The sequence below is a fragment of the Streptomyces nodosus genome, from assembly GCF_008704995.1.
Lineage (GTDB): Bacteria > Actinomycetota > Actinomycetes > Streptomycetales > Streptomycetaceae > Streptomyces > Streptomyces nodosus.
On record NZ_CP023747.1, the window covers coordinates 2,760,021 to 2,786,961 of the forward strand.

At 70.7% G+C, this 26,941-nt stretch carries 24 protein-coding genes; 14 read left to right on the top strand and 10 right to left on the bottom strand.

Translation table 11 applies throughout. The features are described 5' to 3' along the window. Nucleotides 1–24 precede the first annotated feature (24 nt). The 6 genes from CP978_RS12525 to CP978_RS12550 all read left to right on the top strand — a co-directional run bounded on the left by CP978_RS12525 (nucleotide 25) and on the right by CP978_RS12550 (nucleotide 8,844). Nucleotides 25–1,338, top strand: a complete 1,314-nt coding sequence (locus tag CP978_RS12525; protein WP_043440271.1) for a hypothetical protein — start codon at nucleotides 25–27, stop codon at nucleotides 1,336–1,338. Next, nucleotides 1,335–3,896 carry a serine/threonine-protein kinase gene (locus tag CP978_RS12530; RefSeq protein WP_079162109.1) on the top strand — a complete coding sequence of 854 codons (2,562 nt, stop codon included), beginning with the start codon at nucleotides 1,335–1,337 and terminating at the stop codon, nucleotides 3,894–3,896. Before CP978_RS12525 ends, CP978_RS12530 begins: the two co-directional genes overlap by 4 nt. A 3-nt stretch (nucleotides 3,897–3,899) precedes the next feature. Continuing rightward, entirely contained in the window at nucleotides 3,900–5,324 is a 1,425-nt protein-coding gene (locus tag CP978_RS12535) for a PP2C family protein-serine/threonine phosphatase (RefSeq protein ID WP_043440275.1), read from the top strand. Between the two features lie 123 nt (nucleotides 5,325–5,447). Then, the gene (locus tag CP978_RS12540) at nucleotides 5,448–6,791 is read left to right on the top strand and encodes a vWA domain-containing protein (RefSeq protein ID WP_043440276.1); all 1,344 of its coding nucleotides are present in this window, start codon (nucleotides 5,448–5,450) and stop codon (nucleotides 6,789–6,791) included. Nucleotides 6,792–6,883: 92 nt separating this feature from the next. Then, entirely contained in the window at nucleotides 6,884–8,179 is a 1,296-nt protein-coding gene (locus tag CP978_RS12545; RefSeq protein ID WP_150478209.1) for an FHA domain-containing protein, read from the top strand. A 251-nt stretch (nucleotides 8,180–8,430) separates the two neighbouring features. After that, a complete protein-coding gene (locus CP978_RS12550; protein WP_043440278.1) occupies nucleotides 8,431–8,844 on the top strand; it encodes a globin in 414 nt (137 codons plus the stop codon). Between the two features lie 99 nt (nucleotides 8,845–8,943). Here the strand turns inward: CP978_RS12550 and CP978_RS12555 are convergent, their stop codons facing one another. The 5 genes from CP978_RS12555 to CP978_RS12570 form a co-directional block, all read right to left on the bottom strand. Continuing rightward, the gene (locus CP978_RS12555) at nucleotides 8,944–9,636 is read right to left on the bottom strand and encodes a DUF8185 domain-containing protein (protein ID WP_043440280.1); all 693 of its coding nucleotides are present in this window, start codon (nucleotides 9,634–9,636) and stop codon (nucleotides 8,944–8,946) included. Next, nucleotides 9,633–10,043 (bottom strand): acyl-CoA thioesterase, encoded by a 411-nt coding sequence (locus tag CP978_RS12560; RefSeq protein ID WP_043440281.1) that lies wholly within the window; start codon nucleotides 10,041–10,043, stop codon nucleotides 9,633–9,635. The genes CP978_RS12555 and CP978_RS12560 overlap by 4 nt, the downstream gene beginning before the upstream one ends. A gap of 2 nt (nucleotides 10,044–10,045) precedes the next feature. Further along, nucleotides 10,046–11,710 (bottom strand): energy-dependent translational throttle protein EttA, encoded by a 1,665-nt coding sequence (gene ettA, locus CP978_RS12565; RefSeq protein ID WP_043440282.1) that lies wholly within the window; start codon nucleotides 11,708–11,710, stop codon nucleotides 10,046–10,048. A 212-nt stretch (nucleotides 11,711–11,922) separates the two neighbouring features. Then, a complete protein-coding gene (locus CP978_RS34850; protein ID WP_158508329.1) occupies nucleotides 11,923–12,078 on the bottom strand; it encodes a hypothetical protein in 156 nt (51 codons plus the stop codon). Between the two features lie 318 nt (nucleotides 12,079–12,396). Further along, nucleotides 12,397–12,582 carry a DUF1737 domain-containing protein gene (locus CP978_RS12570; RefSeq protein ID WP_043440283.1) on the bottom strand — a complete coding sequence of 62 codons (186 nt, stop codon included), beginning with the start codon at nucleotides 12,580–12,582 and terminating at the stop codon, nucleotides 12,397–12,399. A 1,092-nt stretch (nucleotides 12,583–13,674) separates the two neighbouring features. Between CP978_RS12570 and CP978_RS12580 the strand changes: the two genes are divergently transcribed. Both CP978_RS12580 and CP978_RS12585 read left to right on the top strand, forming a co-directional pair. Continuing rightward, nucleotides 13,675–13,989, top strand: coding sequence for a hypothetical protein (locus CP978_RS12580; RefSeq protein WP_043440285.1), 315 nt, complete (start codon nucleotides 13,675–13,677; stop codon nucleotides 13,987–13,989). Between the two features lie 1,377 nt (nucleotides 13,990–15,366). Further along, entirely contained in the window at nucleotides 15,367–15,966 is a 600-nt protein-coding gene (locus tag CP978_RS12585) for an alpha/beta hydrolase family protein (protein ID WP_043440286.1), read from the top strand. 183 nt (nucleotides 15,967–16,149) lie between these two features. Here the strand turns inward: CP978_RS12585 and CP978_RS12590 are convergent, their stop codons facing one another. After that, nucleotides 16,150–16,542, bottom strand: coding sequence for a hypothetical protein (locus CP978_RS12590; protein ID WP_043440288.1), 393 nt, complete (start codon nucleotides 16,540–16,542; stop codon nucleotides 16,150–16,152). 342 nt (nucleotides 16,543–16,884) lie between these two features. On the opposite strand from CP978_RS12590, the gene CP978_RS12595 reads away from it, so the two are divergent. Together CP978_RS12595 and CP978_RS12600 are read left to right on the top strand one after the other, a co-directional pair. Further along, the gene (locus CP978_RS12595; RefSeq protein ID WP_052454090.1) at nucleotides 16,885–17,523 is read left to right on the top strand and encodes an SMI1/KNR4 family protein; all 639 of its coding nucleotides are present in this window, start codon (nucleotides 16,885–16,887) and stop codon (nucleotides 17,521–17,523) included. 98 nt (nucleotides 17,524–17,621) lie between these two features. Then, a complete protein-coding gene (locus CP978_RS12600; protein WP_052454091.1) occupies nucleotides 17,622–17,915 on the top strand; it encodes a hypothetical protein in 294 nt (97 codons plus the stop codon). A 31-nt stretch (nucleotides 17,916–17,946) separates the two neighbouring features. Here CP978_RS12600 and CP978_RS12605 read toward each other — a convergent pair whose 3' ends face one another. Both CP978_RS12605 and CP978_RS12610 read right to left on the bottom strand, forming a co-directional pair. After that, nucleotides 17,947–18,537, bottom strand: a complete 591-nt coding sequence (locus tag CP978_RS12605) for a hypothetical protein (RefSeq protein WP_144401443.1) — start codon at nucleotides 18,535–18,537, stop codon at nucleotides 17,947–17,949. A gap of 130 nt (nucleotides 18,538–18,667) precedes the next feature. Next, on the bottom strand, nucleotides 18,668–19,063 hold the full coding sequence (locus CP978_RS12610) for a cupin domain-containing protein (RefSeq protein WP_043440293.1): 396 nt from the start codon (nucleotides 19,061–19,063) through the stop codon (nucleotides 18,668–18,670). A 279-nt stretch (nucleotides 19,064–19,342) separates the two neighbouring features. Here CP978_RS12610 and CP978_RS12615 point away from each other — a divergent pair, with 279 nt between their 5' ends. The 4 genes from CP978_RS12615 (at nucleotide 19,343) to CP978_RS12630 (ending at nucleotide 24,436) form a co-directional block, all read left to right on the top strand. Further along, on the top strand, nucleotides 19,343–20,017 hold the full coding sequence (locus tag CP978_RS12615) for a hypothetical protein (protein WP_227745361.1): 675 nt from the start codon (nucleotides 19,343–19,345) through the stop codon (nucleotides 20,015–20,017). Nucleotides 20,018–20,106: 89 nt separating this feature from the next. After that, entirely contained in the window at nucleotides 20,107–21,630 is a 1,524-nt protein-coding gene (locus CP978_RS12620; protein WP_043440294.1) for a hypothetical protein, read from the top strand. Nucleotides 21,631–21,791: 161 nt separating this feature from the next. Next, complete coding sequence (locus CP978_RS12625) at nucleotides 21,792–23,075, top strand: AAA family ATPase (RefSeq protein ID WP_227745624.1); 1,284 nt, start codon at nucleotides 21,792–21,794, stop codon at nucleotides 23,073–23,075. A 131-nt stretch (nucleotides 23,076–23,206) separates the two neighbouring features. After that, a complete protein-coding gene (locus tag CP978_RS12630; protein WP_043448472.1) occupies nucleotides 23,207–24,436 on the top strand; it encodes a vWA domain-containing protein in 1,230 nt (409 codons plus the stop codon). A 77-nt stretch (nucleotides 24,437–24,513) separates the two neighbouring features. Here CP978_RS12630 and CP978_RS12635 read toward each other — a convergent pair whose 3' ends face one another. Both CP978_RS12635 and CP978_RS12640 read right to left on the bottom strand, forming a co-directional pair. Next, nucleotides 24,514–25,926, bottom strand: a complete 1,413-nt coding sequence (locus CP978_RS12635; protein WP_079162110.1) for a Cys-Gln thioester bond-forming surface protein — start codon at nucleotides 25,924–25,926, stop codon at nucleotides 24,514–24,516. A 276-nt stretch (nucleotides 25,927–26,202) separates the two neighbouring features. Then, on the bottom strand, nucleotides 26,203–26,724 hold the full coding sequence (locus CP978_RS12640; RefSeq protein WP_043440296.1) for a single-stranded DNA-binding protein: 522 nt from the start codon (nucleotides 26,722–26,724) through the stop codon (nucleotides 26,203–26,205). Nucleotides 26,725–26,941 lie beyond the last annotated feature (217 nt).

Below are 26,941 nucleotides of genomic sequence, written 5' to 3' on the forward strand. Positions count from 1 at the left end.
GACGACAAGAGCGAGAGGTGATCGATGGGCGTCACGGGACCCACCGGGCCGGTACTGGACCGGGACGAGGTGGACCGTGCGCTGGCGCGGCTCGGCGCGGAGCACGAGGCCATAGAGACCTCGCTCCTCGCCCTTCAGGACCACGCGGGCCGCAGACTCCTCGAGGGCGCCGAGCTGACCGGGGTCACCCGGGAGCGCTGGGCGGCCGCCGAGGCGTCGATCACCCTGCTGTGGACGTATTTCGACGCCTACACGGGCACCCTGCGCACCGCGCGCGAGATCCGCTCCCGGCGGCGCTGGTCCAGCCGTGAGGACCTGGTGCGGCTGACCGAACTGCTGCGGGGCGCGAGCGTCACGGTCGCCGGCGCCGCCGCGGCGGCGCACGCCCCGGCCGGCACCGGCCGGCTCAGCGAGCGGTTCACCCTGGCCGAGCTCGTGGAACGGATGAACGAGCTCTATGCGACCTCGTTGGACATGGTCGTCGCCGCCGACGCGGTGTGGTCGGCGCTGCCCGCCCGGATCGATCTGCTGGCCGCCGAGTTGCAGCGCACCCGCGGGCTCGCGCACTCCGTGGGCGTACGTCCCGGGGAGCACCCGGCGGGCGACGATCTGGAGCGGATCACCCGCACCCTGACGAGGCTGCGCGAGCAGGTGGTCTCCGATCCGCTCGCCCACTGGGTCCCGGCGCAGGGGAGTTCGGCGCCCGGCGGCGGCCGGCCGGACACCACGACCTACGACCGTGAGGCGCGCGCCCTGGAGGACGTACGCCGGGAGATCGACGCCGTGCTGACGGTGCGTCAGGACGCGGAGGCGCGGCTCGTCAGACTGCGGGACGTGCTCAGCCGCGCGGACCGCACCCTGGCGGAGGCCCGCAGCGCCCGCGGCGAGGTCCTGGCGAAGATCGCGGCCTCGGAGGTGCCCGCGGTCAGCGGTCCACCGACCGTGCTCCAGGAGCAGCTGACGACCGCCGCCAAGTACCGCAGACACGCCCAGTGGCACCGTCTCTCGCCGCTCCTGGAGTCCCTCGAGCAGAAGGCGGAGGACGAACTGCTGCGCGCCCGGGAGTCGTTGACGGCGGTCACCGCGCCCCTCGCGGTCCGCGCCGAGCTGCGCGGCCGTCTCGACGCGTACAAGGCGAAGGTGGCCCGGCACGGTCTTGCCGAGGACCCGCTGCTGGTCGAGCGGTACGACGCGGCCCGCCGCATGCTGTGGAGCGCGCCCTGTGATCTGCGGGTCGCGGAGCAGGCGGTGCTGCGCTACCAGCGGGCGGCGGTGGAGCTGCTCGACCCGCGGGTGCCCCGGCAGGGCACCCCGGCCGACCGGACGGGGGAGTCATGAGCCAGGCGGGACAGAACTGTCAGCGGCCCGACTGCGAGGGCTCCTACGAGGACGTCGGCGGCGGCGAGCTGTACTGCGGCCTCTGCGGTCTGGCGCCGGTCGTCCCGGCGCCGTCCGGGCGCGGCCGGCAGGGGCCGGTGGCGTCGCCGGCCACGGGGATCTCCGCACCGGGCGGGGGCTCCCGGGGCTCCGGAAGCCAAGGCTCGCGCGCCAGTTCCCGTATGTCCTCCGGGTCGTCCCAGTCCCGGCGCTCGGTGTCCGGCCGGCTGTCAGGACCGTCGAGCGGCCGCTCGGTGTCGGTGCGCAGCTCCGGTTCCGGCACCGCGAGTTCCGGGCGCAGCAGGCTCGGCCTCGGCCTGGTGCAGGTGCCGGAGGTGCCGCGGCCCGATCCGCATGCCATGGTGCTGGAGAACCCGGAGGTGCCCGAGCGCAAGCGGTTCTGCTCGCGCTCCGACTGCGGGGCGCCGGTGGGCCGGGCCCGCGGCGAACAGCCGGGCCGCACGGAGGGGTTCTGCACCGAGTGCGGCCACCCCTATTCGTTCGTGCCCAAGCTGCGCGCCGGGGATGTGGTGCACGGCCAGTACGAGGTCATGGGCTGTCTCGCGCACGGCGGGCTCGGCTGGATCTATCTGGCGGTGGACCGCGCGGTCTCCGACCGTTGGGTGGTCCTCAAGGGCCTGCTGGACACCGGCGACCAGGACGCGATGGCCGCGGCGATCTCCGAGCGGCGCTTCCTCGCGGAGATCGAGCACTCCAACATCGTGCGCATCTACAACTTCGTGGAGCATCTCGACCAGCGCACCGGGTCGCTCGACGGCTACATCGTGATGGAGTACGTCGGCGGCAAGTCGCTCAAGGAGATCGCCAACTCCCGCCGGGCCGCGGACGGGAGACGGGATCCGCTGCCGGTCGAGCAGGCCTGTGCGTACGGCATCGAGGCGCTGGAGGCCCTCGGCCATCTGCACAGCCACAACCTGCTGTACTGCGACTTCAAGGTCGACAACGCGATCCAGAGCGAGGACCAGCTCAAGCTGATCGACATGGGCGCGGTGCGCAGGGCCGACGACGAGGAGTCGGCCATCTACGGCACGGTGGGCTATCAGGCGCCGGAGATCGCCCAGGTCGGCCCGTCGGTGGCGAGCGACCTCTACACGGTCGCGCGCACCCTCGCGGTGCTCACCTTCGACTTCCACGGCTACACCGGTGTCCACGCCGACTCCCTGCCCGACCCGGACTCCGTCGAGGTCTTCCGGCGGTACGAGTCCTTCTACCGTCTGCTGGTCCGCGCCACCGACCCGGACCCGGCCCGCCGGTTCGCGTCCGCGCAGGAGATGGCGGAGCAGCTGACGGGGGTGCTGCGGGAGGTCGTGGCCCTGCGGACCGGCCGGCCGCGGCCCGCCCTGTCGACGCTGTTCGGACCGGAGGTCAGGGTCACGGACACGGAGCTGTTCCCGAGGCTCGACGGGGAGGTGTCGCGGCTGGGGGCCCGGCTGGTGCCCGCGCGGCGGAGGTCCGGAGCGGGCGCGGCCCCCTCGGGTGTGCCCACGGCTGCGCCCCGGGGGACCGACTCGACGGCCCCGGGCCCGGAGGGGGCCGTCCCCGCCGCGTCCGCCGTGGTCAAACCGGTCGACGCCCCGGCCGCCGCGCTCGCCCTGCCGGTCCCCCGGGTCGACCCCGGCGACCCCAACGCCGGTTTCCTCGCCGGTCTTCCGCACTCCGCGCCCGCGGAGCTGATCACCGCGCTGCGGGCCGCCCCGGCGGACTCCCCGGAGCTGCGCCTGCGCGAGCTCCGGGCCCGGCTGGAGACGGGCGGGACGGCCGACGCGGAGCGGACCCTGCAGGCGCTGGAGGCGACCTGCCCCGAGGACTGGCGGGTGGTCTGGTACCGCGGGGTCACCGCGCTGGTCACCGGCGACCACGAGGCCGCCGCGCACTCCTTCGACGCGGTCTACGACGCCTTTCCCGGCGAGCCCGCCCCCAAGCTGGCCCTCGGACTGTGCGCGGAGGTCCTCGGTCAGCTCGACAACGCCGCCGAGTACTACCGCCTGGTGTGGACCACCGATCCCGGCCATGTCGGCGCGGCGTTCGGCCTGGCCAGGGTGCTGCTCGCCGGGGGCGACCGCGCCGGCGCCGTGGACACCCTGGAGTCGGTGCCGGAGGCGTCCATCCACTACACCGCCGCCCGGGTCGCCGCCGTACGGGCGCGGCTGCGGCACCGTACCGGCCGGGCATCCGATCCGGCCTTTCTGGACGATCTCGTGGCCGCCGCGGGGCAGGTCCAGGCCCTGGAGTCGTACGGTCTGGACGCCGTGCGGCGCGAGGAGTTGTCCACAGAGGTCCTCGGCTCCGCCCTGGACTGGGTACTCTCCGGTAGCCAGGGCTCCGCACCGTCCGCGGCGGACGGACGGGCGGTGCTCGGCAGCGCTCTGGACGAGCGTGGACTGCGCTTCGGCCTGGAGCGCGCGTACCGGATGCTGGCCAGACTCTCGCAGGGTGGCGAGGAGAGGATCGACCTGGTGGAACGAGCCAACCGTTACCGCCCCCGGACATGGGTGTGATCGATGTCGCAGATGCCCCAGCCGACTGCGCTCTCGAGGTGCCCCAGTTGTGAGGAGCCCGTCGAGTCGGGCGACCGCTACTGCGGCGCCTGCGGGTACGAACTGTCGGCGGTGCCGGCCTCGCCGCCGGACACCCCGACGCTGACCATGAACGGCACGACGCCGCGCCCCCGTTCGGAGGCGGCCGATGTGGAGTGGCCGGCGGCTCCGCCCGCGGGCGGCCCCGGCGCGCCCGTCCCGGTGCATCTGCCGACCGACATCCGGGGCACCGACTCCGCGGGCTCCGAACTGCCGGCCGCGCACGCCGCCACGCCTGCGGCGAAGGGCGCCGCCAAGGATGCCGCCAAGGGCGCTTCCAAGAGCGCTTCCAAGGGCGTACGGCTGGAACGTCCGGTGGAGCCGGACTCGGGGGACTACCACCTCGCCGCGCCACGCCCCGCCGAGCCACGTCCCGCGGAGCCGGGGCCCGCCGACCCGCGCGCCACCGTCCCGTCCCCGGCGTCCCCCGCCGAGGCCAAGGTCTGTGTGGCCTGCCGCGCGGGCGCGGTGGACAGCGACGGCTACTGCGAGCGCTGCGGCCACGCCCAGCCCCGCGAACGCGACCATCTCGAACAGCAGTCGGGCGCCCTGGCCGCGGTCAGCGACCGTGGACTGCGCCACCACCGCAACGAGGACGCCTTCGCGCTCTCCTGGAGCACCCTGCCCGACGGCTCGCCCGCCGCCGTCGCGGTCGTCTGCGACGGTGTCTCCTCGGCGACCCGCCCCGACGACGCCTCCCTCGCCGCCGCCCGGACCGCGGGCGAGGCGCTGACGCGGGCCCTGCCCCGCAGCACCCGCCCCCAGCAGGCCATGCACGAGGCGATCATCGCCGCCTCGGGCGCCGTCAACGCCCTGGCCGCGGAGCCGGAGACGGCCCAGGAGCACGCCCCGCACCAGAACGCGCCGGCCTGCACCCTGGTCGGCGCCGTCGTCAGCGGCGGACTGCTCGTGGTCGGCTGGGTCGGGGACAGCCGTGCCTACTGGGTCCCGGCCGACCGCTCCGCTCCCCCGGCCCGGCTCACCGAGGACGACTCCTGGGCCGGCCAGATGGTCGCCGCGGGCCTGATGAACGAGGCCCAGGCCTACGCCGACGAGCGGGCCCACGCGATCACCGGCTGGCTCGGCGCGGACGCCTACGAACTGGAGCCGCACACCGCCTCCTTCGAACCCGACCGCCCCGGTGTGGTGGTGGTGTGCACGGACGGGCTGTGGAACTACGCCGAGGCCGCCGAGGAGATGGCCGCGGTGGTGCCGCCCGACGCCGACCGGCGGCCCCTGCACGCCGCCCGGGTGCTGGTGGGCCACGCCCTGGACGGCGGGGGCCACGACAACGTAACAGTGGCGGTGGTCCCGTTCCCCACCCCGCCGCAGGGGGCAGGATCCGCCTGAGGCGTGCCCCTCGGGCACCCGTGGGGCCGGCGGCGGGGCCGGCCCGGGGGCCGCGGAGGGGTCCGATCCTCTTCCAGTCGTCACCCCGCAGCGCCGGGGTTCTCAAGGGGGATCTGAGAACGCATGGCCAATTTCTCGAAGTCGAACGTGCCGCAGTTCTCGGTGGACGTCTACCAGAACGAGTATCTGCCGGAGGGGGGCCGGGAGGTCGACGCCATCGTGACGGTGACCGCGACCGGCGGCGGCACCACCGGGGGCGCGACCGCCGCACCCGGCCTCTCGGCGGGGCAGGGCCCGAGCGCCGCCGTGGCGATCATGGTCGACTGTTCGGGGTCGATGGACTACCCGCCGGCCAAGATGCGCCATGCGCGCGAGGCCACGGCCGCGGCGATCGACACCCTGCGCGACGGAGTGCGCTTCGCGGTGATCGGCGGGACCCATGTGGCCAAGGAGGTCTATCCGGGCGGCGGACGGCTGGCCGTCGCCGACGCGATGACCCGTGGTCAGGCCAAGCTGGCGCTGCGCCGGCTCTCCGCGAGCGGCGGCACCGCGATCGGCACCTGGCTGCGCCTCGCCGACCGGCTGCTGTCCTCGGTGGACGTCTCCCTGCGGCACGCCATCCTGCTCACCGACGGCCGCAACGAGCATGAGTCCTCCGAGGCCCTGAAGGAGGCACTGGACGACTGCGCCGGCTCCTTCACCTGCGACGCGCGGGGCGTGGGCACCGACTGGGAGGTCAAGGAGGTCACCGGGATCGCCTCGGCGCTGCTCGGCACCGCCGACATCGTCGCCGATCCCGCCGCCCTGGCCGCCGACTTCACCGGGATGATGGCGAAGGCCATGGGCAAGGAGGTCGCCGATGTCGCGCTGCGGCTGTGGACGCCCACGGGTACCGAGATCGCCTTCGTCAAGCAGGTGGCGCCCACCGTCGAGGAGTTGACCGGCCGTCGGGTCGAGGCGGGCCCGCGCGCCGGGGACTACCCCACCGGTTCCTGGGGCGACGAGTCCCGCGACTACCACATCAGCGTCCGGGTCCCGCCCGCGCGCCTCGGCCAGGAGATGCTGGCCGCCCGGGTCTCCCTGGTGATCCCCCGGGGCGGGGACTCCGTCGAGAACCTCGGCACCCAGGGACTCGTACGGGCCGTGTGGACCGACGACATGGCCGCCTCCACCTCGATCAACCCCCAAGTCGCGCACTACACCGGCCAGGCCGAACTGGCGCAGGTCATCCAGCAGGGTCTCGACCTCCGCAAAGCGGGCGATGTCGACGGCGCAACGGCCAAGCTGGGCCGCGCCGTTCAGCTCGCCGGCGCGTCGGGGAACACGGATACTGCGAAACTGCTTGCGAAGGTGGTGGACGTGGTCGATGCCGCGACAGGTACTGTGCGACTGAAGACAAAGGTCGCGGACGCCGACGAGATGACTCTCGAGACACGGTCCACCAAAACCGTTCGTGTCAAGAAGTGAAGCAGTAGCCCGACAGCAGCGAGCCCGGCCCCCGAGGGCCGGAGAATCACGCCGGTCACGGTGACCGGCGAAGGAGAGGGGGAAGCGCCGACATGCCGTCCTGCCCGAACGGACACCAGTCGGATTCCGACGACTGGTGCGAGGTCTGCGGTCACCGGATGGCCGGTGCCGTACCTCCGCCACCGCCACCGCCGCCTGCCGGTTACGGCTTCCCTCCCCCGGGTTCGCCCCCGCCGCCTCCGGGCATGGGCCGGCCCCTGGGGCACCCGCAGGCCGGCGGTCCCGGCCGGGCGCCGGAGCTCTGCCCGCAGTGCCGCACACCCCGCGAGGGCTCGGCCCCGTTCTGCGAGGAGTGCCGCTGGAACTTCCTGACCAACACGGCGACGTCGTTCACCCCGCCCGCACCGCACCCGGCGGGGCAGAATCCGGCGGCGCGCTTCCCCGGGGGCGGGCCGGCCGGGCAGGGACCCGACTCGTTCGACTACGAGCGGTCCCGTCCGTCGCAGATGAACCGCCCCGCCGAGCCGATTCCGCACTTCGGCGACGAACCGTCCGGCCCGACCGGCTTCGGCGGAGCGCCCTCGCACCCGCCCGCCTTCGGGGGCGAGCCCTCGCCGCCGCCCGGCTTCGGCGCGGATCCCTCACGTCCGGTTCCACCGCCCGGGCCCACGCCCGGCGGTCCCAGGACCAGTGCGCCGGGCGCCCCCTCGCCCTTCCCGCCGGCTCCGCCCGGCGCGTTCCCGCCGCCCGCCGGGTCCCCTCCGCCGGGCCGGGGCTTCCCGCCGCCCGCTCCGGCGGGACCCGGCGGCCCGGCCTTCGGCGCCGAGGACGACGACTGGGTGATCTCGCCGCCGACGTCCTCCCCGGGGAACGGCGCGCCCGGCGGCCCGGGAGGCCCCGGCATGCCCGGCGGTCCCGGCGGTGCCTACGGCTACCCCCAGCCCGGACCCGACCAGGCTCCGCCGCCGTACGGAGGGCAGCCGGCGAACTGGACCGCGACCATCGGTCCGGACCGCGAGTACTTCCTGGCGATGATGCACCGCTCCGGCCCCGAGGCAGCGGGCCTGAACCTGCCGGCGTACTCCCCGGAGCAGCAGCGCCCGCTCACCGGCGACCAGGTCACCATCGGCCGTCGCCGCCACTCCACCGGTGACGTTCCCGACATCGACCTGTCGGTGCCGCCGGAGGACCCGGGCGTCTCGCACCAGCACGCGATGCTGGTGCAGCAGCCGGACGGCTCCTGGGCGGTCGTCGACCAGAACTCCACGAACGGGACGACGGTCAACGGCGGCGAGGAGCCGATCCAGCCCTTCGTCCCGGTCCCGCTGCGGGACGGGGACCGGGTCCATGTGGGCGCCTGGACGACCATCACGGTCCGCCGGGGCTGAGCACCGCCCTTCCGGGCGGGACTTCAGCTCCGTGTCCGCGTACGGGCCCCTTCGCGGGCCCCGTACGCGAAGGCGGTGCCCCGCCCCGAGGAGCCCGGCGGTCGTCGCCCGCTGCCCCCTGCCGCCCACGTCCGCCATGTCTCCGGCGCCCTGCTTCCCGGCCCCGGGCCCCTCACCCCGGTCCTGTGGGCCTTCTCACTCTCCGGACGGTGGTCCTACGCCTCGGGTCCTCGGTCACCGGGTCTGAGACCATGGACTGCGTGAATGAGATTCGGCGCGGCACGCTTCAGGAGCAGACCTTCTACGAGCAGGTCGGCGGTGAGGAGACCTTCCGTCGTCTCGTGCACCGCTTCTACGAGGGAGTCGCCGAGGACCCGATCCTGCGGCCGATGTACCCGGAGGAGGACCTCGGCCCGGCCGAGGAGCGCTTCGCCCTCTTCCTGATCCAGTACTGGGGCGGCCCGACGACCTACGGCGATCAGCGCGGCCACCCCCGGCTGCGGATGCGCCACGCCCCGTTCGTTGTGGACCAGGCCGCCCATGACGCCTGGCTCAAGCACATGCGCACGGCCGTGGACGAGTCGGGGCTCTCCGAGGAGCACAGGACCACGCTCTGGGACTATCTGACGCATGCGGCCCGCTTCATGATCAACACCCCGGGGTGAGCCGACGGATCGCCGGAGGGGGCCGACGGGTTCCCGGAGCCCCGCCGGATCACCGGAAGGGCCGACGGGTTCCCGGCGGGCACCCGCGGATGCGCGCCCTCAGCGCACGCTGACGCCCAGAGCCCCCAGGCCGGGATCCGCCCCGCGCACCGCGACCGACCCGAACGGCGTGCGGAGCCGGAGCCATCGGCCCGAGGAGAACAGTCCCAGCGGTTCGATGCCCGGCTCCTGGGGGGTGGGGCGCAGAAAGCCCAGCGACTGCGCCGCGTGCACGGCGCGCACGGGCAGCCCGGTGTTCCCCACCGTGCGGGACCAGATCTCCCGTCCGATCCGGTCGAGTTCGGTGCGGATGCGCCGCTCGGGCGGCAACTCCTCCGTACGCGCCCGGAACTCGGTGACCCCCGCGGCCACGGCCGCCCGCAGCGCATCACGCGCGGGCAGTCCCGGCTCGGGCCGCCAGCCGCCGCGCGGGGGCAGGACCCCGGCCCACGGCGGCCCGGTGACGGCGGCCGGCACGGTGGCCGTGGCGGCCGACTCGTCCACGGACTCCAGGAGTTCGCCCGCCGAGACGGTCACATCGAGGCGGTCCTCGATGCCGTTCTCATAGGGCTTGGCGAGCCGCACCGCGCGAACCGCGAGCACCTCGAAGGACGGCGGCCGGCCGAACACCGCCAGCGCCGTCCGCGCCGCCTGGAGCCGCACCGCGGCACCGCGGTCGTAGTGGATCAGGCGGGACAGGAAGGCGGCCAGATCCGCCGCCTCCCCGTCGTCCGCCAGATGGAGCACCGTCATGCGGCGACGGCCTCCTCCTTGTCGTCCTGGTACTCCATGAGGAACTCCCGTTCCTCGTCGGTGATCCGACGCGGCCGCTGCGCCTCGAAGTCGAACGGCACGATCACCGTGGAGGCCCGCACATAGATCTGGTCCGGGTCCTTCACCTCGTAGGTGAGGGTGAAGGACGCGGCCCTGATCTCGGTGACCCACAGCTCGATGTCCACCGGCGCGTGCCGGTGGACCAGCTGCCGTTTGTAGTCGATCTCATGGCGTGCCACCACGGACCCCTGCTGGAACTCCTTGTCCGGGCGGAACAGGAAGTCGATACGGGCCTCCTCCAGATAGCGGAGGAACACCACGTTGTTGACATGACCGTAGGCGTCCATGTCCGCCCAGCGCAGCGGGCAGCGGTAGATGTGCCGCAAGATCAGCCCCGGGTCAGCTTCTTGTAGGTGGCACGGTGCGGACGGGCCGCGTCCGGGCCGAGCCGCTCGATCTTGTTCTTCTCGTACGACTCGAAGTTGCCCTCGAACCAGAACCACTTGGAGTCACCCTCGTAGGCGAGGATGTGCGTGGCGACCCGGTCCAGGAACCAGCGGTCGTGGGAGACGACCACGGCGCAGCCCGGGAACTCCAGCAGCGCGTTCTCCAGCGACGAGAGGGTCTCGACGTCCAGGTCGTTCGTCGGCTCGTCGAGGAGCAGCAGGTTGCCGCCCTGCTTCAGGGTGAGCGCCAGGTTCAGACGGTTGCGCTCACCGCCGGAGAGGACGCCGGCCGGCTTCTGCTGGTCCGGTCCCTTGAAGCCGAACGCGGAGACATAGGCGCGCGAGGGCATCTCGACATGTCCGACGTTGATGTAGTCGAGCCCGTCGGAGACGACCTCCCACAGCGTCTTCTTGGGGTCGATGTTCTCGCGGCTCTGGTCGACGTACGAGATCTTGACGGTCTCGCCGACCTTGATCGAACCGGTGTCCGGCTCCTCCAGACCCTGGATCATCTTGAACAGGGTGGTCTTGCCGGCGCCGTTCGGACCGATGACGCCCACGATGCCGTTGCGCGGCAGGGTGAAGCTGAGGCCGTCGACGAGGACCTTCTCACCGAAGGCCTTGTTGAGCTTGTCCACCTCGACCACGACATTGCCCAGCCGCGGGCCCGGCGGGATCTGGATCTCCTCGAAGTCCAGCTTCCGCATCTTGTCGGCCTCGGCGGCCATCTCCTCGTAGCGGGCCAGCCGCGCCTTGGACTTGGCCTGGCGGCCCTTGGCGTTGGAGCGCACCCACTCCAGCTCGTCCTTGAGGCGCTTCTGCCGCTTGGCGTCCTTCTGGCCCTCGACCTTGAGACGGGTGGCCTTGGTCTCCAGGTACTTGGAGTAGTTGCCCTCGTAGCCGTGGAGACGGCCGCGGTCCACCTCGCAGATCCAGCCGGCGACGTTGTCCAGGAAGTACCGGTCGTGGGTGACCGCCACGACGGTGCCCGGGTACTTGGCCAGGTGCTGCTCCAGCCAGTTCACGGACTCGGCGTCGAGGTGGTTGGTGGGCTCGTCGAGGAGCAGCAGGTCGGGCTGCTCCAGCAGCAGCTTGCAGAGCGCGACCCGGCGGCGCTCACCACCGGAGAGGTTGGTGACGGGCCAGTCGCCGGGCGGGCAGCCCAGGGCGTCCATGGCCTGCTCCAGCTGGGAGTCCAGGTCCCACGCGTTGGCGTGGTCGAGGTCCTCCTGGAGCTTGCCCATCTCCTCCATGAGCTCGTCGGTGTAGTCGACCGCCATCTGCTCGGCGATCTCGTTGAACCGGTCGAGCTTGCCCTTGATCTCGGCAACACCCTCCTGGACGTTCTCCAGGACGGTCTTGTCCTCCGTCAGCGGGGGCTCCTGGAGCAGGATGCCGACGGTGTAGCCGGGAGTGATGAACGCGTCACCGTTCGACGGCTGCTCAAGACCCGCCATGATCTTGAGGACGGTCGACTTACCGGCACCGTTCGGACCGACGACGCCGATCTTCGCACCCGGGTAGAAGCTCAGGGTGACGTCGTCGAGAATCACCTTGTCGCCGTGCGCCTTGCGCGCCTTGCGCATGGTGTAAATGAACTCAGCCAAGAGGAACCGTCCGGCAGCTTGAATCTGGCAGTGGGCAGATACACCCCATCTTGCCGTACCGCCACCCCTGTGCGGAAACGCGTATCGCCAGGCGCCTCTGACCTGGGGTTTCACTGCCGGCAACGGTGGCAGGCCTGTCACTGTCTGCCACTGTCGGTCGCTGCCGAGCACCCTCGGGCGCCCTTGCACGGCCCAGGGACGGCCCAGCGACATCACTCGGACCGGCACCACTCGTCCAGTTTGATCTTCACCTGATGGTTGTGGTCCGCATCCCAGACGACCTTGCCTGCGACTTCGGCCCCGACGGCAGGCAGATCCATGTCTTGCGGCATGCCGCCGACCTCGGCCAGCCCCACGGCTTCGGGCACGCCATCTATTCGGACGAAGACACCGAACCGCTGGCGGCCGAGGCAGAGCTGCGACGGTTGCCGCCCATTTCCGCATCACGACCTCTGCGGCTGGTAGGTCCAGACCCGTAGGCCATACGTACTCGCCGATCAACAGATCATGAAGCAGCGAACGACTAGAGGCTTACGACATTGGGAGCGATTGAGTTCGGGGCATGCCGACCTGGCGAGTCGGCTGCTGTGTGGTCAGCAGTCGGTTGGTCGTACGACCACCAGTTCGGTGCTGGGCCTGTGTCGGGTCGCACGAACCGGTCGTGACCACCGCCACTCTCAAGGTTTCTACGACCGTGCCGGCCAGATCAGCGCCTGGGCGACGATGACGTTCTCACCGTTGAAGGTGACGGCAGGGCCTTCGTGCAGTTCGTAACCAAGGCCGATCGCCTCGCTCACCCGGTGGCAGAACGTGGCGTCGTCCGGGCCGGTCAAGACTCGGTAGACGGGCAACCCGTCCGGTGGTGTGCTCATGAGCGAAGGATCTCAGGCCAGTTCCAGGTGCCTATGAGCACCCCCAGCTCAATCGCCCCCAAGGTCGTTAGAAGGCGCTTTGCGTGTTCACCCGACATCGGTCCCCAACTTGGGCAGCATCTGCCCTGTTGACGGCTTGTCACCTGGCTTCGGCACGCATGGACCTTCCGTTCCACTTCCACGGGGCGAGGAGCCTGGTCACCCAACCGGGCTCCTCTCCCCGTCGCGTCATGCAGGCCCCGACTGTCAGCCACGATGACGGTCGTGCCGACCGACCACGCACACATGTGCCTCACTGCACCCCAACCCGGCTCAGCCACGCTGCCGTGCACCATCGACCACAGCCCGGCATGATCGCCGACTCCGTGAGGACGGAGCGGACCTTTGCCCGGTGTCCCCCATGGTTCCCCGTCTCTTCTGGCACGTCTATGGCACGGGCTTCAGTCGCCTGCGAACCACAGGCAACTGCCTGGGGTGGCCACGCACTGTTCAAGCATCGCTGCGAGGTCGTCCATTGCGGCGAGCTGACGCTCATCTCCGCAGCGCTGCCTCAGATGTTGGATCTCCTGAAGAACGACTGCGGACTCTTGCTCGTTCATGAACGTATCCCCGTACGGGTCGATGGCAGTGAGCCGACCGGGTACTCCGAGGAGTTGGAGCGAGCAGAGCGCATCGGCCAACGCGTCGCCGTGCCCGTAGGAGCTCCGAAGGAACGTTGCGCGGGACTTCCGCCAGTTGCGGGTAGGCCGCGTCGAGTGCAATTCCAGATCAATGCCCACGCTCCATGATGCACACGCCGAGCTGCTGCACAGCCAGAGATGACCGACGGCAGCCGTGACCCCGCTTCATCGGCCACCGCACTGAGCTGTCGGAAGTTGGTCGAGCGCCTTACGCCGCCAAGGACGGCCGGGGAAGGCGCTCGTGCGTGACCACCGCATGAGGAGTTCGATCGCTGGTCGGCACTGCCGGGGAGCCACCCGGCCGGACTGGCCATGTCGGACCGCCCAGGAATGCCGGCGTCCGGCGTCGCTGATGTCACTCGTAGATGTCAGAACGAAGCAACCCGCGCTCGCTCGCTGGCACGATGGTCCCGTGGTTGATCTGGAGCGCATCAAAGCAGAGAGCGTGGCGTACTTCCGAGCACTCGATGAGAACGCCACCCTGCGGCACCACTTCCGCGGCACTGACGAGGAGGGCGGCTTGTGGTACTTCGAGGCCGTACCCGACCGCGGCGAGTTGACCGCCATCAAGCAAGTCGAACTGACTCCGGCCGGCCAACTCCACCGGTACAGCTGGGAGCACCTGGAGGACGAGCACGGCTTCCTGACAGACCAAGCGATCGACCCTGAAGAGGATCCGCTGGAGACCATCCCGGCCGAGGAGTTCCAGCGGGTGTGGACTCGGTGAGCGGGCTGGATAACCACTTCAGGAGAGAGGGTGGGGCACTCTGCCGGTGACGTGCGGCTTCGCTGGGCGACCTAGCGGGCATGCCCGCGGCCGTTAGCCACCACTGTTGACTGTGGCTGACCTCTGCATCTGGCGCGGCTGTGGCAGGAGCCGGACTCTGCGTCGTACTACGGCTGAACTTCTGATCGGCCGAGAGTCAGAAGGCATCCTCCCACCATCGGTTCATGCGACGGACGTGCGTTTCTATGCCCTGTCGTTGGATGATCAACTCATCCAAGCGCTGGACGATGAGACGCAGCTCGCGAGCCGTCTTGAGGGGAAGCGCGCAAATCGCGGCCTCCAAGATGGCCCGCTCGTCGGCGGGTTCCGGGCAACACGCGGGTTGGCCGCAGCGGTCAGCGAAGAGTGGTGGAAGGCGACGCCGAGGGGATCGCGCAATGCTAGACCAACGTGCGAGGGCCTGCCCGATGACGCCCGGACTCAGCCGCGTTCGTTCCAACTGGATGATCTGAGCCTGACCAGGTCCGGAGAGCCGACCGATCTTGGAGTAGCCGCCCCGGTGCGGGGCGAACACCCGGTTATGCGCCCTGAGGCGCGACGGGCGTCTACGAGGCATCGGCCTTTCGGTTGTTCGTCATGCATGCAGTGTCGCATGCATCCACATCGACACGTTGGAACTCATGCCTCAGCTTGGGAAGTTGTGGGCTTTTGGGGCTTGATCGGCCGTTGATCTACTCTGGCGGCCCCGTTGCGACCTCGGTGGGCTCGGCCGCTTTCACCGTGGTTTCCCGCTGGATCTGGTGCGCTCGCGGTGCGGCGGGAGCCGAGGGACGTCACGACCACGAGTGGAGTGTGGCCGAAGCACCCTCCGGGAGTCTCGGGCGAGTCGAGCACGCGCCGCCCCTCCACTCACGCACGGTCGCAGTCACGACTGCGGGGTCCCTCTGCGTCGACGCATCTGCCTCTCCCCTCACCCATCCCACAAGATCACAAAAGACTGACATGTCAGACTCACGCGGTCCTCCGCCGGCAAGGCCCTTCAGTACGCCCTGACTGCACCCCTAGCCGAAAGTCCCGCCGGATGGCAGCGCGCGGCAGGCGACATGCCGAGCAGCAAGGCACCCTCCGTCCGCTTTTTCTTATTCAGACAAGTTTGCTCCGTCATTTCACTTGACGGCCGGGTTACCGAGATCATCACCGGAAGGATGGGGAACCTCCCAGGTTTCGCTCATTTCGCTACGCTTGCCACGTTTCGCCGGTGACGCGGGAGGAATCTTCTACTCTTCTCCCAGCAGGAATTGAACGGGAGTTGAGTGATCGTTTTCGTGGTAGAGTTTTCAATGAATTCGCAGGACGCCACGAAAAAAGGGGAATGGCGTGAATACCGAGAAGGTCACGGCTCGACGTCTTACGGCCGAAGAGGTTTCGGAGTTGAGCCGCCAGGACGAAATCTTTGTCTCGGCAGAGATGGACGGCCTTCCTCTCGACTGCTATGCCCCGGCTTCCCTTACGGAGCCGGGTAAGAATTTCGAGGGAGGGTCCTTCACCGCGAGGACGATATTCGGTCAGGAAGTCCGCGCTCTCCCGGACAATGACGAAGAGTCCGGGATCTGGGTTGCCGACGAGGCAGGGGAAGAAATCGAGGTTCTTCAGAATGCCGGCGTCCTCCTGAATCTCGCCCTCTTCGTGCCCAACGGGAACAGGGAATCCCTGGAGTCGCTCTACTCCGCCGCCCGGGACGCCTTCGGCGCGGGGATTGTTCAGCGTTGGAGCGAGGAACTCGTCGCGGTGCCGGATGTCAAGGTCGACTTGTTCGAGGAGCCGGTCCGGGGGCGGAAGAACGCGGGCAGCCAGATCCGCGACCGCCGCGCCTTGGACATCTACCCGACCCGAGTGCGATTCATGGAGCCCAGCGATGGCTGGAAGTTCATTGTCGAACCGCACAAAGAGATCGTCGATGAGACACCGACGATCTGACCTGATGACAGGTTAGCCTCAGCATTTCCCGGGAGCCCGTCAGCTTGCTGACGGGCTCTTTGAACTCCCCGGGTCGGACAGAGGCTCGATTCCCTATAAGGATTGAGTCATGGCACCTGACCGGCACTGGCGTCAGCGCCATCGCTGTGGGATGACCTCGCGCTTTCTCTCCCCTTTACGTCATCACTCCGGCACCGTGTCCTTGCAGCTCTCCGAAACCTCCACCACGCCGAAGACCACCGGGAAATCGGTGATCTGCTGATTCGGTCCCGGCTGGGAGGTGCAGATCTTCCATGCAGCCGGGTCGTCCACCGGACGGCCCTGTCCGCTCGCGTCCTTGAAGATCACATCGGTGTCGGAACCCATCTGTTCGTGCGCACGCCCGGCGTTGCCGCCGATGACATCAGGCATGATGGCCGCGACCGGCCTGGGGTTTGCCGAGCGGCGTGTCTCAGCGGACGCCGAACCGGCCGTGGGGCCCGGCGAGACGTCCGGCACGGCCGACGCGCCGCAGGCGGTCACCGACGCCAGAAGCGTGGCAGCGAGGGCGGGCCTCAGAAGCTTGATGGTGGTCATGTTCCCCCCATGTGAAAACGGCTCTGAAAAACGGTGCTGAGCGGCTCGTCGTAGGTAACGGCCTTCCCGCAACTCCCCAGAGCGAGGACGCAGAGCACCGCGGCTGCGGCCGTGCCGGTACGACGGGTCATGATCCCAGTCTCCCTTCGCGTGCGCGGCGAGGGCGTGAGTACGTGTACTCAACCGTGCCGCGAGTGCGGGGCCCTGAAATCGCTTCACAGCGGCCAGCCACACCGAGCTGTCACGCCACCGCGCCAAGCGCAGCGGAGCGTCCCCTCGCCGACAGGGATTGTCAGCGCGTGCACCTACGGTGAGACGCCCAAGCCGATCACGGGGAGCGCCATGTCCGTTCAGAACCCTTCTTTGAAGCCGCTGCTCAGTCTCGTATCCCCTGCGCACGGGGCCGACGAGCAAGTGGACTGGCAAGCCGCCGAAGAGGCTCTCGGTGCCGGTCTCCCGAGCGACTACAAGGCGTTCATGTCCGTCTATGGCGCGGGTGACATCGGAGAACTCGGCATCCTGGGGCCGCTGCCCGTCGACTACGTGCAATGGGACCCCGGCAATGTCCTGGACGCTACGCCCGGGTTCCGTGGCTTGTGGGACAGCGAGGGCGGCGTCCCCGGCGTCACTGCGGACAGCAGCGTCGTCCTGCCCTGGGGCTCCGGCTGCAATGCCAACGAACTGGGCTGGCTGACACTCGACCCGGACCCCGACAAATGGCCCGTGGTGGCCTGGCGCCGGCAGATCCGCTACGGCGACTCCAGATGGAAACTCTTCGACTGCGGCATGGTCGATTTCCTGGTCAGGATGATGCGCGCCGACTTCGACGAATGCCCTCTCGGTGACGCCTCCCTCTGGGGCGAGGCGGCTCCTTTCGTGCACTGGCGCGAGCAGCAGCGACGCTGGCTCGCCGGCCTCGACCCCGAGACGGGCGAGCCGACCCCCCTCGTGCAGGACTTCCTGCAGTGGCCCGCATCGTGACGCAGGGTGCAACGCGGCAGGCGCCCCCGGCCACGGATCGGCCGTCGTGTTCGCCGAGACGCCTTGCCGCGACAGGTACAGCTGCGGATCATTCGAGCATGAGACCCGAAGTGCAGGCGTTCATCGCCGACGGTCCCCTCCCCGACTGGGACGGGAGTGAAGACGAGATCGACAGGCGCTACGAGCAGCTTCGAGCGATCTCCCGACCGGTTACGGCGGAGGAGGCTCAGGCACTGGCCACATGTTTCGGGCCCGACGACTGCTACGGCGTCGCCTGGACGCTGGTTCACCTGATCGAGACGGGCCCCGGACCGGTGCCCTCAGTGGCTCGTCCTGCCCCCGACTCCGGCAACTGGCACGAGACGCTGTGGTTGCGGTGGGGGAACGAGTAGTCCGGCTGAAGGCCTTCAACCGGAAGTCTCCTCACCATCCGCAGTCGATGTCGGCCGATCCCCCGCGGACGACCGGGTCGGTGCTCGTCCCGCTGATCTGCAGATAGCCGCCGTCCCGTCCCCACTCCAACGCGTAGGTGCCTCCGTCGATCGGCCGGTAACCGTCGTCGACCACCCAGGATCCCGACTCGCCCAGGGCCAGGCCGGTGCGCCCCACCGCGTACGCCTCGCCGTTGGCGATCACCAGAAAGGAGGTCTCCCGCACCACGGCCCTGCAGCCGCCTGGCCCCTCAGGGCGCAGCACGTGGTACTCCGCGCTGGAGATCAGGTCGTCCACCGCTCCTCCTGCGGTGCCGAGCACCGCCATGACGATCAGCAGGCAGTTGCCCCACCATGCCCAGACGGCTCGCTTCCCCGAGAGTCTCGAAGCGTCTGCCGGGCCGCCCTCCCGGGTGAGGACCCATCGGAGCACGAGCGCGATGACAAGGAGAGCCGCGCTCAGCGCCCAGCCGGGCACCACCCGCCCCCGTACGACCAGCAGCAGGCTGCTCCAACTCGCCACGGCGGCAAGGACCAGACTCCCGACGCCTATTGCCGTGGAGACGGCGGGCGACAACCTCACGCTGCGCTGTACACGTTCTTCGGCCACGGCGGGTACGACACCCCGAAGTCACCGGCGGTTGCACCGGGAACCCGAGGTGCGACGAAAAGCCCCGGGGTCCACGGAATACCGCAGACCCCGGGTTCACCGCTCAGCCGAGTTCGTGGCCCGCGGTGCTGTCCACGTGGTCGGGGACCTCCCCATCGTGGCGGTCCCCGGTCGTCCTGGTCCCGGTGGGTTCGAACATGAGGATCGCCCCTCCCGGCGACGACGGTTTGTGCTCGGTGCCCTTCGGGACGACGAACGTGTCTCCCTCGCGCAGCACGACCGTGGTCTCGTTGCCGTCGGCGTCGCGCAGGGCGATGTCGAACCGGCCGTCGAGGACCAGGAAGAACTCGTCGGTGTCGTCGTGGGCGTGCCAGACGTGCTCACCCAGGGTGTGGGCGATCCGCACGTCGTAGTCGTTCATGCGGGCCACGATCCGCGGGCTGTAGACGTCGTCGAAGGACGCCAGCGCTTCGCTCAGGTTCACGGGTTTCGCATCCATGGCACCGATTCTCGATCGCCCTCGGCCAGGTGTCTTGCACGTTTTTGATGTGGCTGAGGAACGACCCGACTCGTGTCGCCGCGTCGCCCGGCGCCCTGCCACCTTCGACATCCAGATCCGGCCGGCCGACCTCGCCTGCGCGGCCGTGCGTAGGGGGCATGCGTATAGGGATCGCACCGGCGCACCGATCAGGCGATGATCCGTCGCGTGACAGAGACGACAGACCCGGGCGTCGACGACGACCACGGGTGGACTGAGCGTTTGGCGTGGGCTTACGGCTTGACAGCACCGGACCCCGCCGAACGTGCCACGGCGCTTGCTCGGCTGGCCGGTGCCCGTGAAGAGGCCGAGTCCGCTCTTCTCCGGCTCTACAAGGCTTGGTTCCCGACCTCCCGGTCACGGGCCCAGAAGGCGTACGACGAGGCCGCGCGTCACTGTCTGCCCCATGCCCTGTGGGGCAGACAGCACTCCGGGACGATCGATGCCTGGGCGGGGCTGCCTTTCGCCCTGCTGTTCCTGGAATGGGAGGCCCGGTACCCACAGGAGTGGACGGAGCACGCGAAGGCGTGGGGTACGAAGCAGTCCCTGATAAGGGAGCTGGCCGCTGCCGACCATGACGACCGGGTGAGGGCGAAACTCGTCGAGCTGGTCGACCTCGTCGTCCAGCGGCCCTATCGGTGCAAGGACCGTGAGTATGTGCGGGTGGCCCGGGCGGTGGACGGAGACGAGCTGCGCGGCAGGCTCCACAGGGCTCTGCGGTCGGAGAACTCATGGGCGCAGCTGCACGCGGGCCATGTTCTCTGGCTCCTGGACCATCCCGACGTGCCGAACACCCGGCATGTGTGGAGGACGTGGCTGGCCGACACGGGCGGCGGCTGCGGGACCCCGGCGTACGGTCCGGGTATTGCGGCGTGCGCCGGAGAGAGGCCCATGGGCGGACCGGAACAAGGCTGACAGGTCTTCGTCGCCGTGCTTATGATGCGCGAGATGAAGAACTTCTCCTCGTACGGAATGGGGGAATCGTCCGCGCAAGGTGAGTGCTGATGGCACATCACCTCGCGAACGCGATTCCGACCCGCCTGTTGATGTGGCAGCGCGTGCGTGAGTACGCCGTGCCACTGTCCATGATCGAGACCGCGACCGCACGGCGTGCGGTCGGTGACTGGGCGGGGGCCTGCGCCGCCGCCCGGATCGACGTCGATCTCGATCTGCGCGCCGTGCGCGACCGCCACGGCACCGAGCTCGTCACCCGCCTCCGTGCGGATCTGCGTCGGCTGGCGCCCGATCTGCTCCGCTGGCACATGCCCCGGATCGCCCCCGACGGGCGGCTCCGTCCCGGCCTCACCATCTCCCTGGCGCGTTACCGGAGTTCCGGCGCCGCGCCCCTGCAGCTGGTGGTGCGGACACCGCCGGCCTGGGCGGACGCCGGACAGCGGATGTCCCTGGCCCTGTGGGAGGGGTCAGGGAACGGTGCTCCGGGGCGCCATCCGCACCCGCATCCCGACCGACGTTTCCGGCTCGACCTGCACCGGCATCTCTGGGACTCCCGGCAGAGCGGCGAACTGGCGCGGCGGTGCGGTACGGACGGGGCGCCGTCCATGTCGCCGCCCGACCGGCCCGGCACATCCGGCCGGCCGGTGCCGTGGAACCGGCCGGACCTGTCGGATGGGCGGTGCGAGCGGCCCGTCGGTCACGATTCCCCATGGGCGGTGGCGCGTTGGGCCGCCGAGGCCGAGTTGCTGTTGCGGGCCGAGGGGCGCCCTCGCGGGGCCTTCACGGTGCGGCTCGGTGCGCGCGTCCGTGCCGTGCTCGAACTGGTCGCCCCCGACGACAGTCATGCCCCGACGTTCCGGTCGCTGCGGGAGGCGCTGCCGCCACAGGAGGTCGCGGCGCTTCCGGTGCTGCCCGAGGCGGCGACGCGGATCCTTCCTGATCTGGAGCTGCTGCGGGCCGGGCTGGTCTCGGCCGAGCGGCTGCACCCGCTCGTCACCGGGGCGCTCGCGGCGTCCGGCCGGGCACCGGTGGCAGGCCCCCGCCCGGGGTCCGGCCCGGAGCCCGACGACCCGCACCGGGTGGAATGCCGCGGCGAGACGCACCGGATCGCACTGCGGAACGGAGTGCTGACGGCGATCGACCACGATCCGGCCCAACTGCGCCGAGAGGAGCTGCTGGTGGCGCTCGGCGGGCCGGCGCTGCCGTGCCTGCGGGCGATCGACGCGGTGCACCGAGACCCGGAAGCACTGCCCGCGGTCCGGGAACGGCTCGGCCACGGTGATGTCGCCGGAGCGCTGGCCGTGGTCGAGGGGCTGCTCGGTCCCGCCGCGGTGCTGCGCGACGGGCCGCTCCGGCAGGAACTGGAAACGGCCGCGGCCCGCCGCGTCGACCATGGTCTCTTCCGCTCGGGACTCTTCACCGCCCACCCCGGTGCAGGCGCGGTCGGGGACGGGAACGCCTCCGGCGCGAAACACGCGGAGGCCGGTCACCGTTCCCGGCTCGACCGTCGTACGCCTCCCGCCGAGCGCCGCAAGCGAAGCAGCCGGACACGGCCCCGCATCGCCCTGTTCTGATCCGGCCTGCCGACCGGTTGCCCCACCGAAGTCCCCTTTTTGTACTGCGCATTCCGCTCTGTGCTGCGCATTCCGTGCCGCACGCCCCCGACATCCGGAACGGGTCGCTTCCGTTCCCTGATTCCACCCAGGTGATGTCCATGACCTCCAGCACCACCCTCATGCCCGCCCCGGCCGCCGGAACGCCGGCACTCACCCGTGCCGGCACATCCGGAACCGGCACCCAGCTCGCGCTCGCCGACGATCTCCTGACGCTTCTGAGGACCACCACCACCGAGCCCCGCCCCGATGAGCAGCTCGAAGCGCTCACCCTGGCCGTCGCGGCCGACCTGCCCGTGCTGCTCTGGGGCGAGCCGGGCATCGGCAAGACCGCGGCCCTGACGCAGCTCGCCACCTCCCTCGACCTGCCGCTGACAACGGTGATCGCCAGCGTCCACGAGCCGTCCGACTTCTCCGGGCTGCCCATCGTGGGCGACGACCCGGCTGTGCAGGGGGTGCCGATGGCGCCGCCGCAATGGGCCGTCGAACTCGTACGGGCCGGGCGGGGGCTGCTCTTCCTGGACGAACTCTCCACCGCCACCCCGGCCGTCCAGGCCGCGCTGCTCCGGGTCGTCCTGGAGCGGAAGGTCGGTGCGCTGCAACTGCCGCCGGGCGTGCGGATCGTGGCCGCCGCCAATCCGCGTGCGTCGGCGGCGGACGGCTGGGAGCTGAGCCCACCGCTGGCCAACCGGTTCGTGCATCTGTACTGGGTGCACGACCGGGAGGTGGTGGTGCGCGGGCTGGGCGGAGTCTGGCCCCGGGCGGAGCTGCCCCGGCTGGTGCCGGAGCGACTGCCGGAGGCGGTGGCCTTCGCCCGGCGCGCGGTCTGCGGCTTCCTGGAAGCCCGGCCGACGCTGATCCACCGCCTGCCGAACACCGAGACACGGCGCGGTGGTGCCTGGCCCTCGCCCCGCAGCTGGGAGGCCGCCTTGACCTTGCTGGCCTTCGGCACCGCCGCCTCCGTCTCCCGGGACGTGCTGGCGCAGCTGGTGCGGGGCGCGGTGGGGGACGGCCCGGGGCTCGAACTCCTCGCCCATCTGGACCGGATGGATCTGCCGGACCCGGAGTCGCTGCTGGCCGATCCGCCCTCCGCCGAGCTGCCGGTGCGGGGTGATCTGCGTCAGGCGGCACTGGAGGCGGTGGTGGCCGCCGTCGGGGCGCGGCCGGAGCGGAAGCGGTGGGAGGCGGGCTGGGCGGTGCTGGTACGGGCGCTGGAGACGGGCGCCCCGGACCTCCTGGTCGCCCCGGCGACGGTGCTGGCCGCGCTGCGGCGCGACGACTGGGAGGTCCCGGAGGCGGTGGAACGGCTGGCCGGGGTGATCGGTCTCGCCCGGCGGGCGGACCGGTCGGTGGGCCGGGCCGCCGCGTCGGCCGGCGCCGGGCGAGCGGCGGGTGCAGGCCGATGACGGAGACCGCGCGGCGTCCAGGGCCGCGTTCGACGCCCTGGCCCGCGCCGCCGCGCTCCGTACGGGTCACTGCGCCGGGACCGCCGGCCGGTCACGGCGAGCGGGCCGGTCAGCCGGTACTCCCGCTGGACATGGAGAAGTTGCTGGCCGCCCGGCTGCATGCGGTGAAGGTCCGTCCCTACCTGGCCGCTGCGCTCTTCGCACTGCACGTGGTGGAGGACCGTTCGGTGCCGACGATGGCGGTGGACCCGCACTGGCGCTGCTATGTCTCCCCCGGCTTCGTGGCACGCACCCCGGTGGAGGAACTGGCCGGCGTATGGGTGCACGAAGTCTCCCATCTGCTGCGGGACCACCACGGGCGGGGCGAGCGGTACGCACGGGAGCACGAGGAGCACAGGCCGGGTGAGCGGGGCACGGCCGCGGGCTGGGGGAGGCTGCGACGGAACATCGCCGCCGACTTCGAGATCAACGACGACATCTACGGTGACGGTCTTCCGCTGCCTTCCGGGGCCGTGCTTCCGTCGCTGCTGCGGCTGCCGGCCGGGCTGCTGATGGAGGAGTACCTGCGGACGGCGTCGATGTCCGGGCTCACCGCGGACCTCGCCTGGCTGGACTGCGGCAGTGGCGCCGACGGGCAGATCCGGCCGTGGGAGCTGGGGCCCGACGGGGCACACGGGCTGAGCAGGCAGCAACGGGACGCGGTCCGCTTCCGGGTCGCGGAGGGGATCAGAGGCCGGCCGGGCAGCGCACCGGACGGGTGGCGCCGATGGGCGGACGAGGCCTTCCATCCGCCGCAGCCGTGGCGGCAGTTGCTGGGGGCGGCGGTCCGTTCGGCGGCGGGTGCGGCAGGGGTGGGCGAGGACCACAGCTTCCGGCGTCCGTCCCGGCGCTCAGCCGGTGTCCCCGGGGTGCTGCTGCCGAGCCTGCGCCGCACGCCACCCCGGGTCTGCGTGGTGATCGACACCTCCGGGTCGGTGAGCGACGCCGAGCTGGGCGGCGCGCTGCTGGAGGTGGCGGCGATCGCGCAGGCGGTGGGCGGGCGGCGCGACCTGGTCTCGGTGATCTCCTGCGACGCGGCGGCCGGGGTCGCCGTCCCGCTCTGCCGCGCGGAGAACATCGCACTGATCGGCGGCGGGGGAACGGATCTGCGCTCCGGTTTCGACCGGGCGCTCCGCTCCCGGCCCCGCCCGGATGTGATCGTGGCCCTGACGGACGGTCAGACGCCGTGGCCCTCCGCGCAGCCGTCCTGCCGCACCGTTGTCGGCCTCTTCCCCCGTCCCGCCCGCGCGGTGGACGAGGAGGACCCGGACTACGTCCCGGACGCCCCGCCGCCCTGGGCGCGTGTCGTCACCATCGGCTGACGTCAAAGGGGCGGGCGGAACAGCCCGGCCCCGACCCTGCCCGGCCCCGAAGCCGGGCGGGGGTGAGGGGCGGGCGGTCAGTCGCGTGTCGGGGTGGGCTGCTTTCCGCGGAGCAGGAGGAGGACCGCTCCGCCGATCACGACCAGTGCGATGGCCGTGCCCGCGATGATCGGGGTCGCGTTCGACGCGCCGGTCTCGGCGAGGTCGGTGTCTCCGGCCGCCATACCGCCCACCGTCGCCGGGCTCGGCTCGTTGAGGGTCTGGACCGTCAGGTCGCCCATGCTGCTCTCGGTCCTGCAGTCCAGGACGCCCTTGAAGTGTTTCTCGTAGCCCGCCGGGCCCTTGATGGTGAAGTCATAGGCCTGGTCCTCCAGCAACGGGACCGTCACGGTCTCCCTCTTGCCTGCGGCGATGGTGTGGGAGACGCCCATCAGGGTGAAGGTGAAGGGCTCGTCGCCCTGGTTGTCCGCCGTGATGTCCAGGCCGCCCTCGGCGCAGTTCTTCTCGGCCGACAGCGCGGGTATCGCGCCGGTGTCACCCCAGTTGGCCGTGGCCGTCGCCGAGACGGTCGACTCGCTGGAGCCGGCGAGTATCTGGGTCTGGCTGCGGGTCTCGGAGGCGAAGGCCCGCCCGACCGGCACGGTGGTCGACGCCTGCACGGTCAGCTCGGCCGAACCGTCCTGGGCGCTCTGCGGCACCTCGAAGTAGACGCGGCTGCCGTCAGCGGCGGAGGTGACCTCCTTGCCCGCCCGGTCCACGATCTTGACCCCGGACGCCGTGGCGTCCGCAGGCGGCCGCACCGTGACGCTGTCGGCATTGGTGTGCACCCGGACCGGGCCTATCCGCTCCCCGGGGTGACCCGAGACGGCCGACGGGACCAGGCTCAGGGACGCGGCGGGCTCCGCGAGGTTGCGTGCGTGCTTCTCCAGATAGTCCGCGAGCTTCTCCGCCCGGGGGTCCACCGCGTCCACGTCGGCGCCGTCCGAGAAGCGCCAGATCGCCACCTGGGTGCCCACCGCCGCGTCCTGCTCGGTGAGGCCCTTGGCGCCGGCCTCGGCCGCAAGCGCGGCCAGATCGTTCACCTGCGGATAGGAGTTGCGCAGGATCCAGCGGATCTTGCCGGCGTTCTTGTTGCCACTCAGCGAGGTGGCGCTCCAGGGCGTCTCGTGATACCTGGCGTCCTTCTGGACCGGGTTGTGGATGTCGATGCAGTACGTCTGCAGGGTGCCGCCGTTGTCCACGGACATCTCGAACAGACCGGCGGGCACCTGCTCGTCCATGTCACCGTCGTGGACGACGGCGGTGCCGTAGGTCTTGAGCCCGCCCAGGGTCGCGGCCGCCCCGGCCTCGTTCTGCGGTGTCTCGTCGGCGACCGCCGCCCCCGCGGTGGTCAGCAGACCCACCCCGACGAGTCCGGACACCAACGCCGCGGCGACGAGGCGGGCGGCCCCTCGCTCACTCACGGACGACGCAGAGAACGAAGAAAACACCGAATTCCCTTTCGAGCAGGACGCGTTGACATGGGGGGACGGTCCCGCCAGCAGAATCAGAAACTCCGAGAGCTATGCCCGGCATCCTAAGGAGGCGGCGAAACCCCTCCCGCCGATCATGTGGCCGGACGCCCGATCCGACTCGCAATCGTTATCGCCCACAGGGCCTGTGAACTGCGCTTATCATCCGGTTACTTGGGTGCTGTCCGGACATCGGTTGAGGTAAGGGGCGATAGGTGTCGGTTCGGGCGAGACGGGTGAAACCTCACCCCGATGTCAGATCACTCCGGCCGGTTCCGGACGGGGCCGGGTCTCGGTCCCGGACCGCTCGATGTCCTCGGGGCGCTCGGCCGGCACCGTCTCCCAGTCGGGTTCCGGCCGCGGCGGCGCCCCGGTCGCGCCCGTCTGCCCCTCGGTCTGCATCCCGGTCTGTGTCTCGGGCCTCTGTGACCGACGGAAGGCCGAGGTGCCCCGCGACAGATCGTGGCCGATCGCCGCCGCGTCCAGGTCCGCCGAGAGCCAGCCCTGTCCGTCCCGCTGTTCCGTCCGCACCTTCAACCGCCCCTGGACGACGAGCGGATCGCCCACGGCCACCGAGGCGGCGACATTGGTGGCCAGGGAACGCCGGGCCCACACCGTGAAGAAGTTGGTGTGCCCGTCCGTCCACGCGTTCTTCTCGCGATCCAGATACCGCGTCGTCACCGCCAGCCGGAACCGCGCGGTGGGACCGGTCGGCGACTCCCTGTACACCGGCTGGGTGGCGACATTGCCGACCACGCACACCACGGTCTCGTTCATACGGCTTCCCTCCCTCGCCCGGCACGCCCGCCGGGACGGAACGCGTACGGGTCCGTCCCGCACGGCTGCGTCTGCCGCGGCGGTCATGCCGGTCGCACCACCGCCGCCGGTACGACGACCGCGTGTGCCGTGATCGCCGCGAGATCAGACTGCCTCCGTCGGCCCGAGCCCGCTGAGCGCTGTGGGCGACCGCCTGCTTGTGGACAACCGCGCCACC

Coding starts and splice junctions, on each gene's coding strand:
- CP978_RS12630 (WP_043448472.1), top strand. CDS start 23,207: ATGGAGAAGTTGCTGGCCGCCCGGCTGCATGCGGTGAAGGTCCGTCCC.
- CP978_RS12535 (WP_043440275.1), top strand. CDS start 3,900: ATGTCGCAGATGCCCCAGCCGACTGCGCTCTCGAGGTGCCCCAGTTGT.
- CP978_RS12570 (WP_043440283.1), bottom strand. CDS start 12,582: ATGAGCACACCACCGGACGGGTTGCCCGTCTACCGAGTCTTGACCGGC.
- CP978_RS12550 (WP_043440278.1), top strand. CDS start 8,431: ATGGACTGCGTGAATGAGATTCGGCGCGGCACGCTTCAGGAGCAGACC.
- CP978_RS12640 (WP_043440296.1), bottom strand. CDS start 26,724: ATGAACGAGACCGTGGTGTGCGTGGTCGGCAATGTCGCCACCCAGCCG.
- CP978_RS12525 (WP_043440271.1), top strand. CDS start 25: ATGGGCGTCACGGGACCCACCGGGCCGGTACTGGACCGGGACGAGGTG.
- CP978_RS12540 (WP_043440276.1), top strand. CDS start 5,448: ATGGCCAATTTCTCGAAGTCGAACGTGCCGCAGTTCTCGGTGGACGTC.
- CP978_RS12620 (WP_043440294.1), top strand. CDS start 20,107: ATGGCACATCACCTCGCGAACGCGATTCCGACCCGCCTGTTGATGTGG.
- CP978_RS12590 (WP_043440288.1), bottom strand. CDS start 16,542: ATGACCACCATCAAGCTTCTGAGGCCCGCCCTCGCTGCCACGCTTCTG.
- CP978_RS12530 (WP_079162109.1), top strand. CDS start 1,335: ATGAGCCAGGCGGGACAGAACTGTCAGCGGCCCGACTGCGAGGGCTCC.
- CP978_RS12610 (WP_043440293.1), bottom strand. CDS start 19,063: ATGGATGCGAAACCCGTGAACCTGAGCGAAGCGCTGGCGTCCTTCGAC.
- CP978_RS12545 (WP_150478209.1), top strand. CDS start 6,884: ATGCCGTCCTGCCCGAACGGACACCAGTCGGATTCCGACGACTGGTGC.
- CP978_RS12555 (WP_043440280.1), bottom strand. CDS start 9,636: ATGACGGTGCTCCATCTGGCGGACGACGGGGAGGCGGCGGATCTGGCC.
- CP978_RS12600 (WP_052454091.1), top strand. CDS start 17,622: ATGAGACCCGAAGTGCAGGCGTTCATCGCCGACGGTCCCCTCCCCGAC.
- CP978_RS12625 (WP_227745624.1), top strand. CDS start 21,792: ATGCCCGCCCCGGCCGCCGGAACGCCGGCACTCACCCGTGCCGGCACA.
- CP978_RS12595 (WP_052454090.1), top strand. CDS start 16,885: ATGTCCGTTCAGAACCCTTCTTTGAAGCCGCTGCTCAGTCTCGTATCC.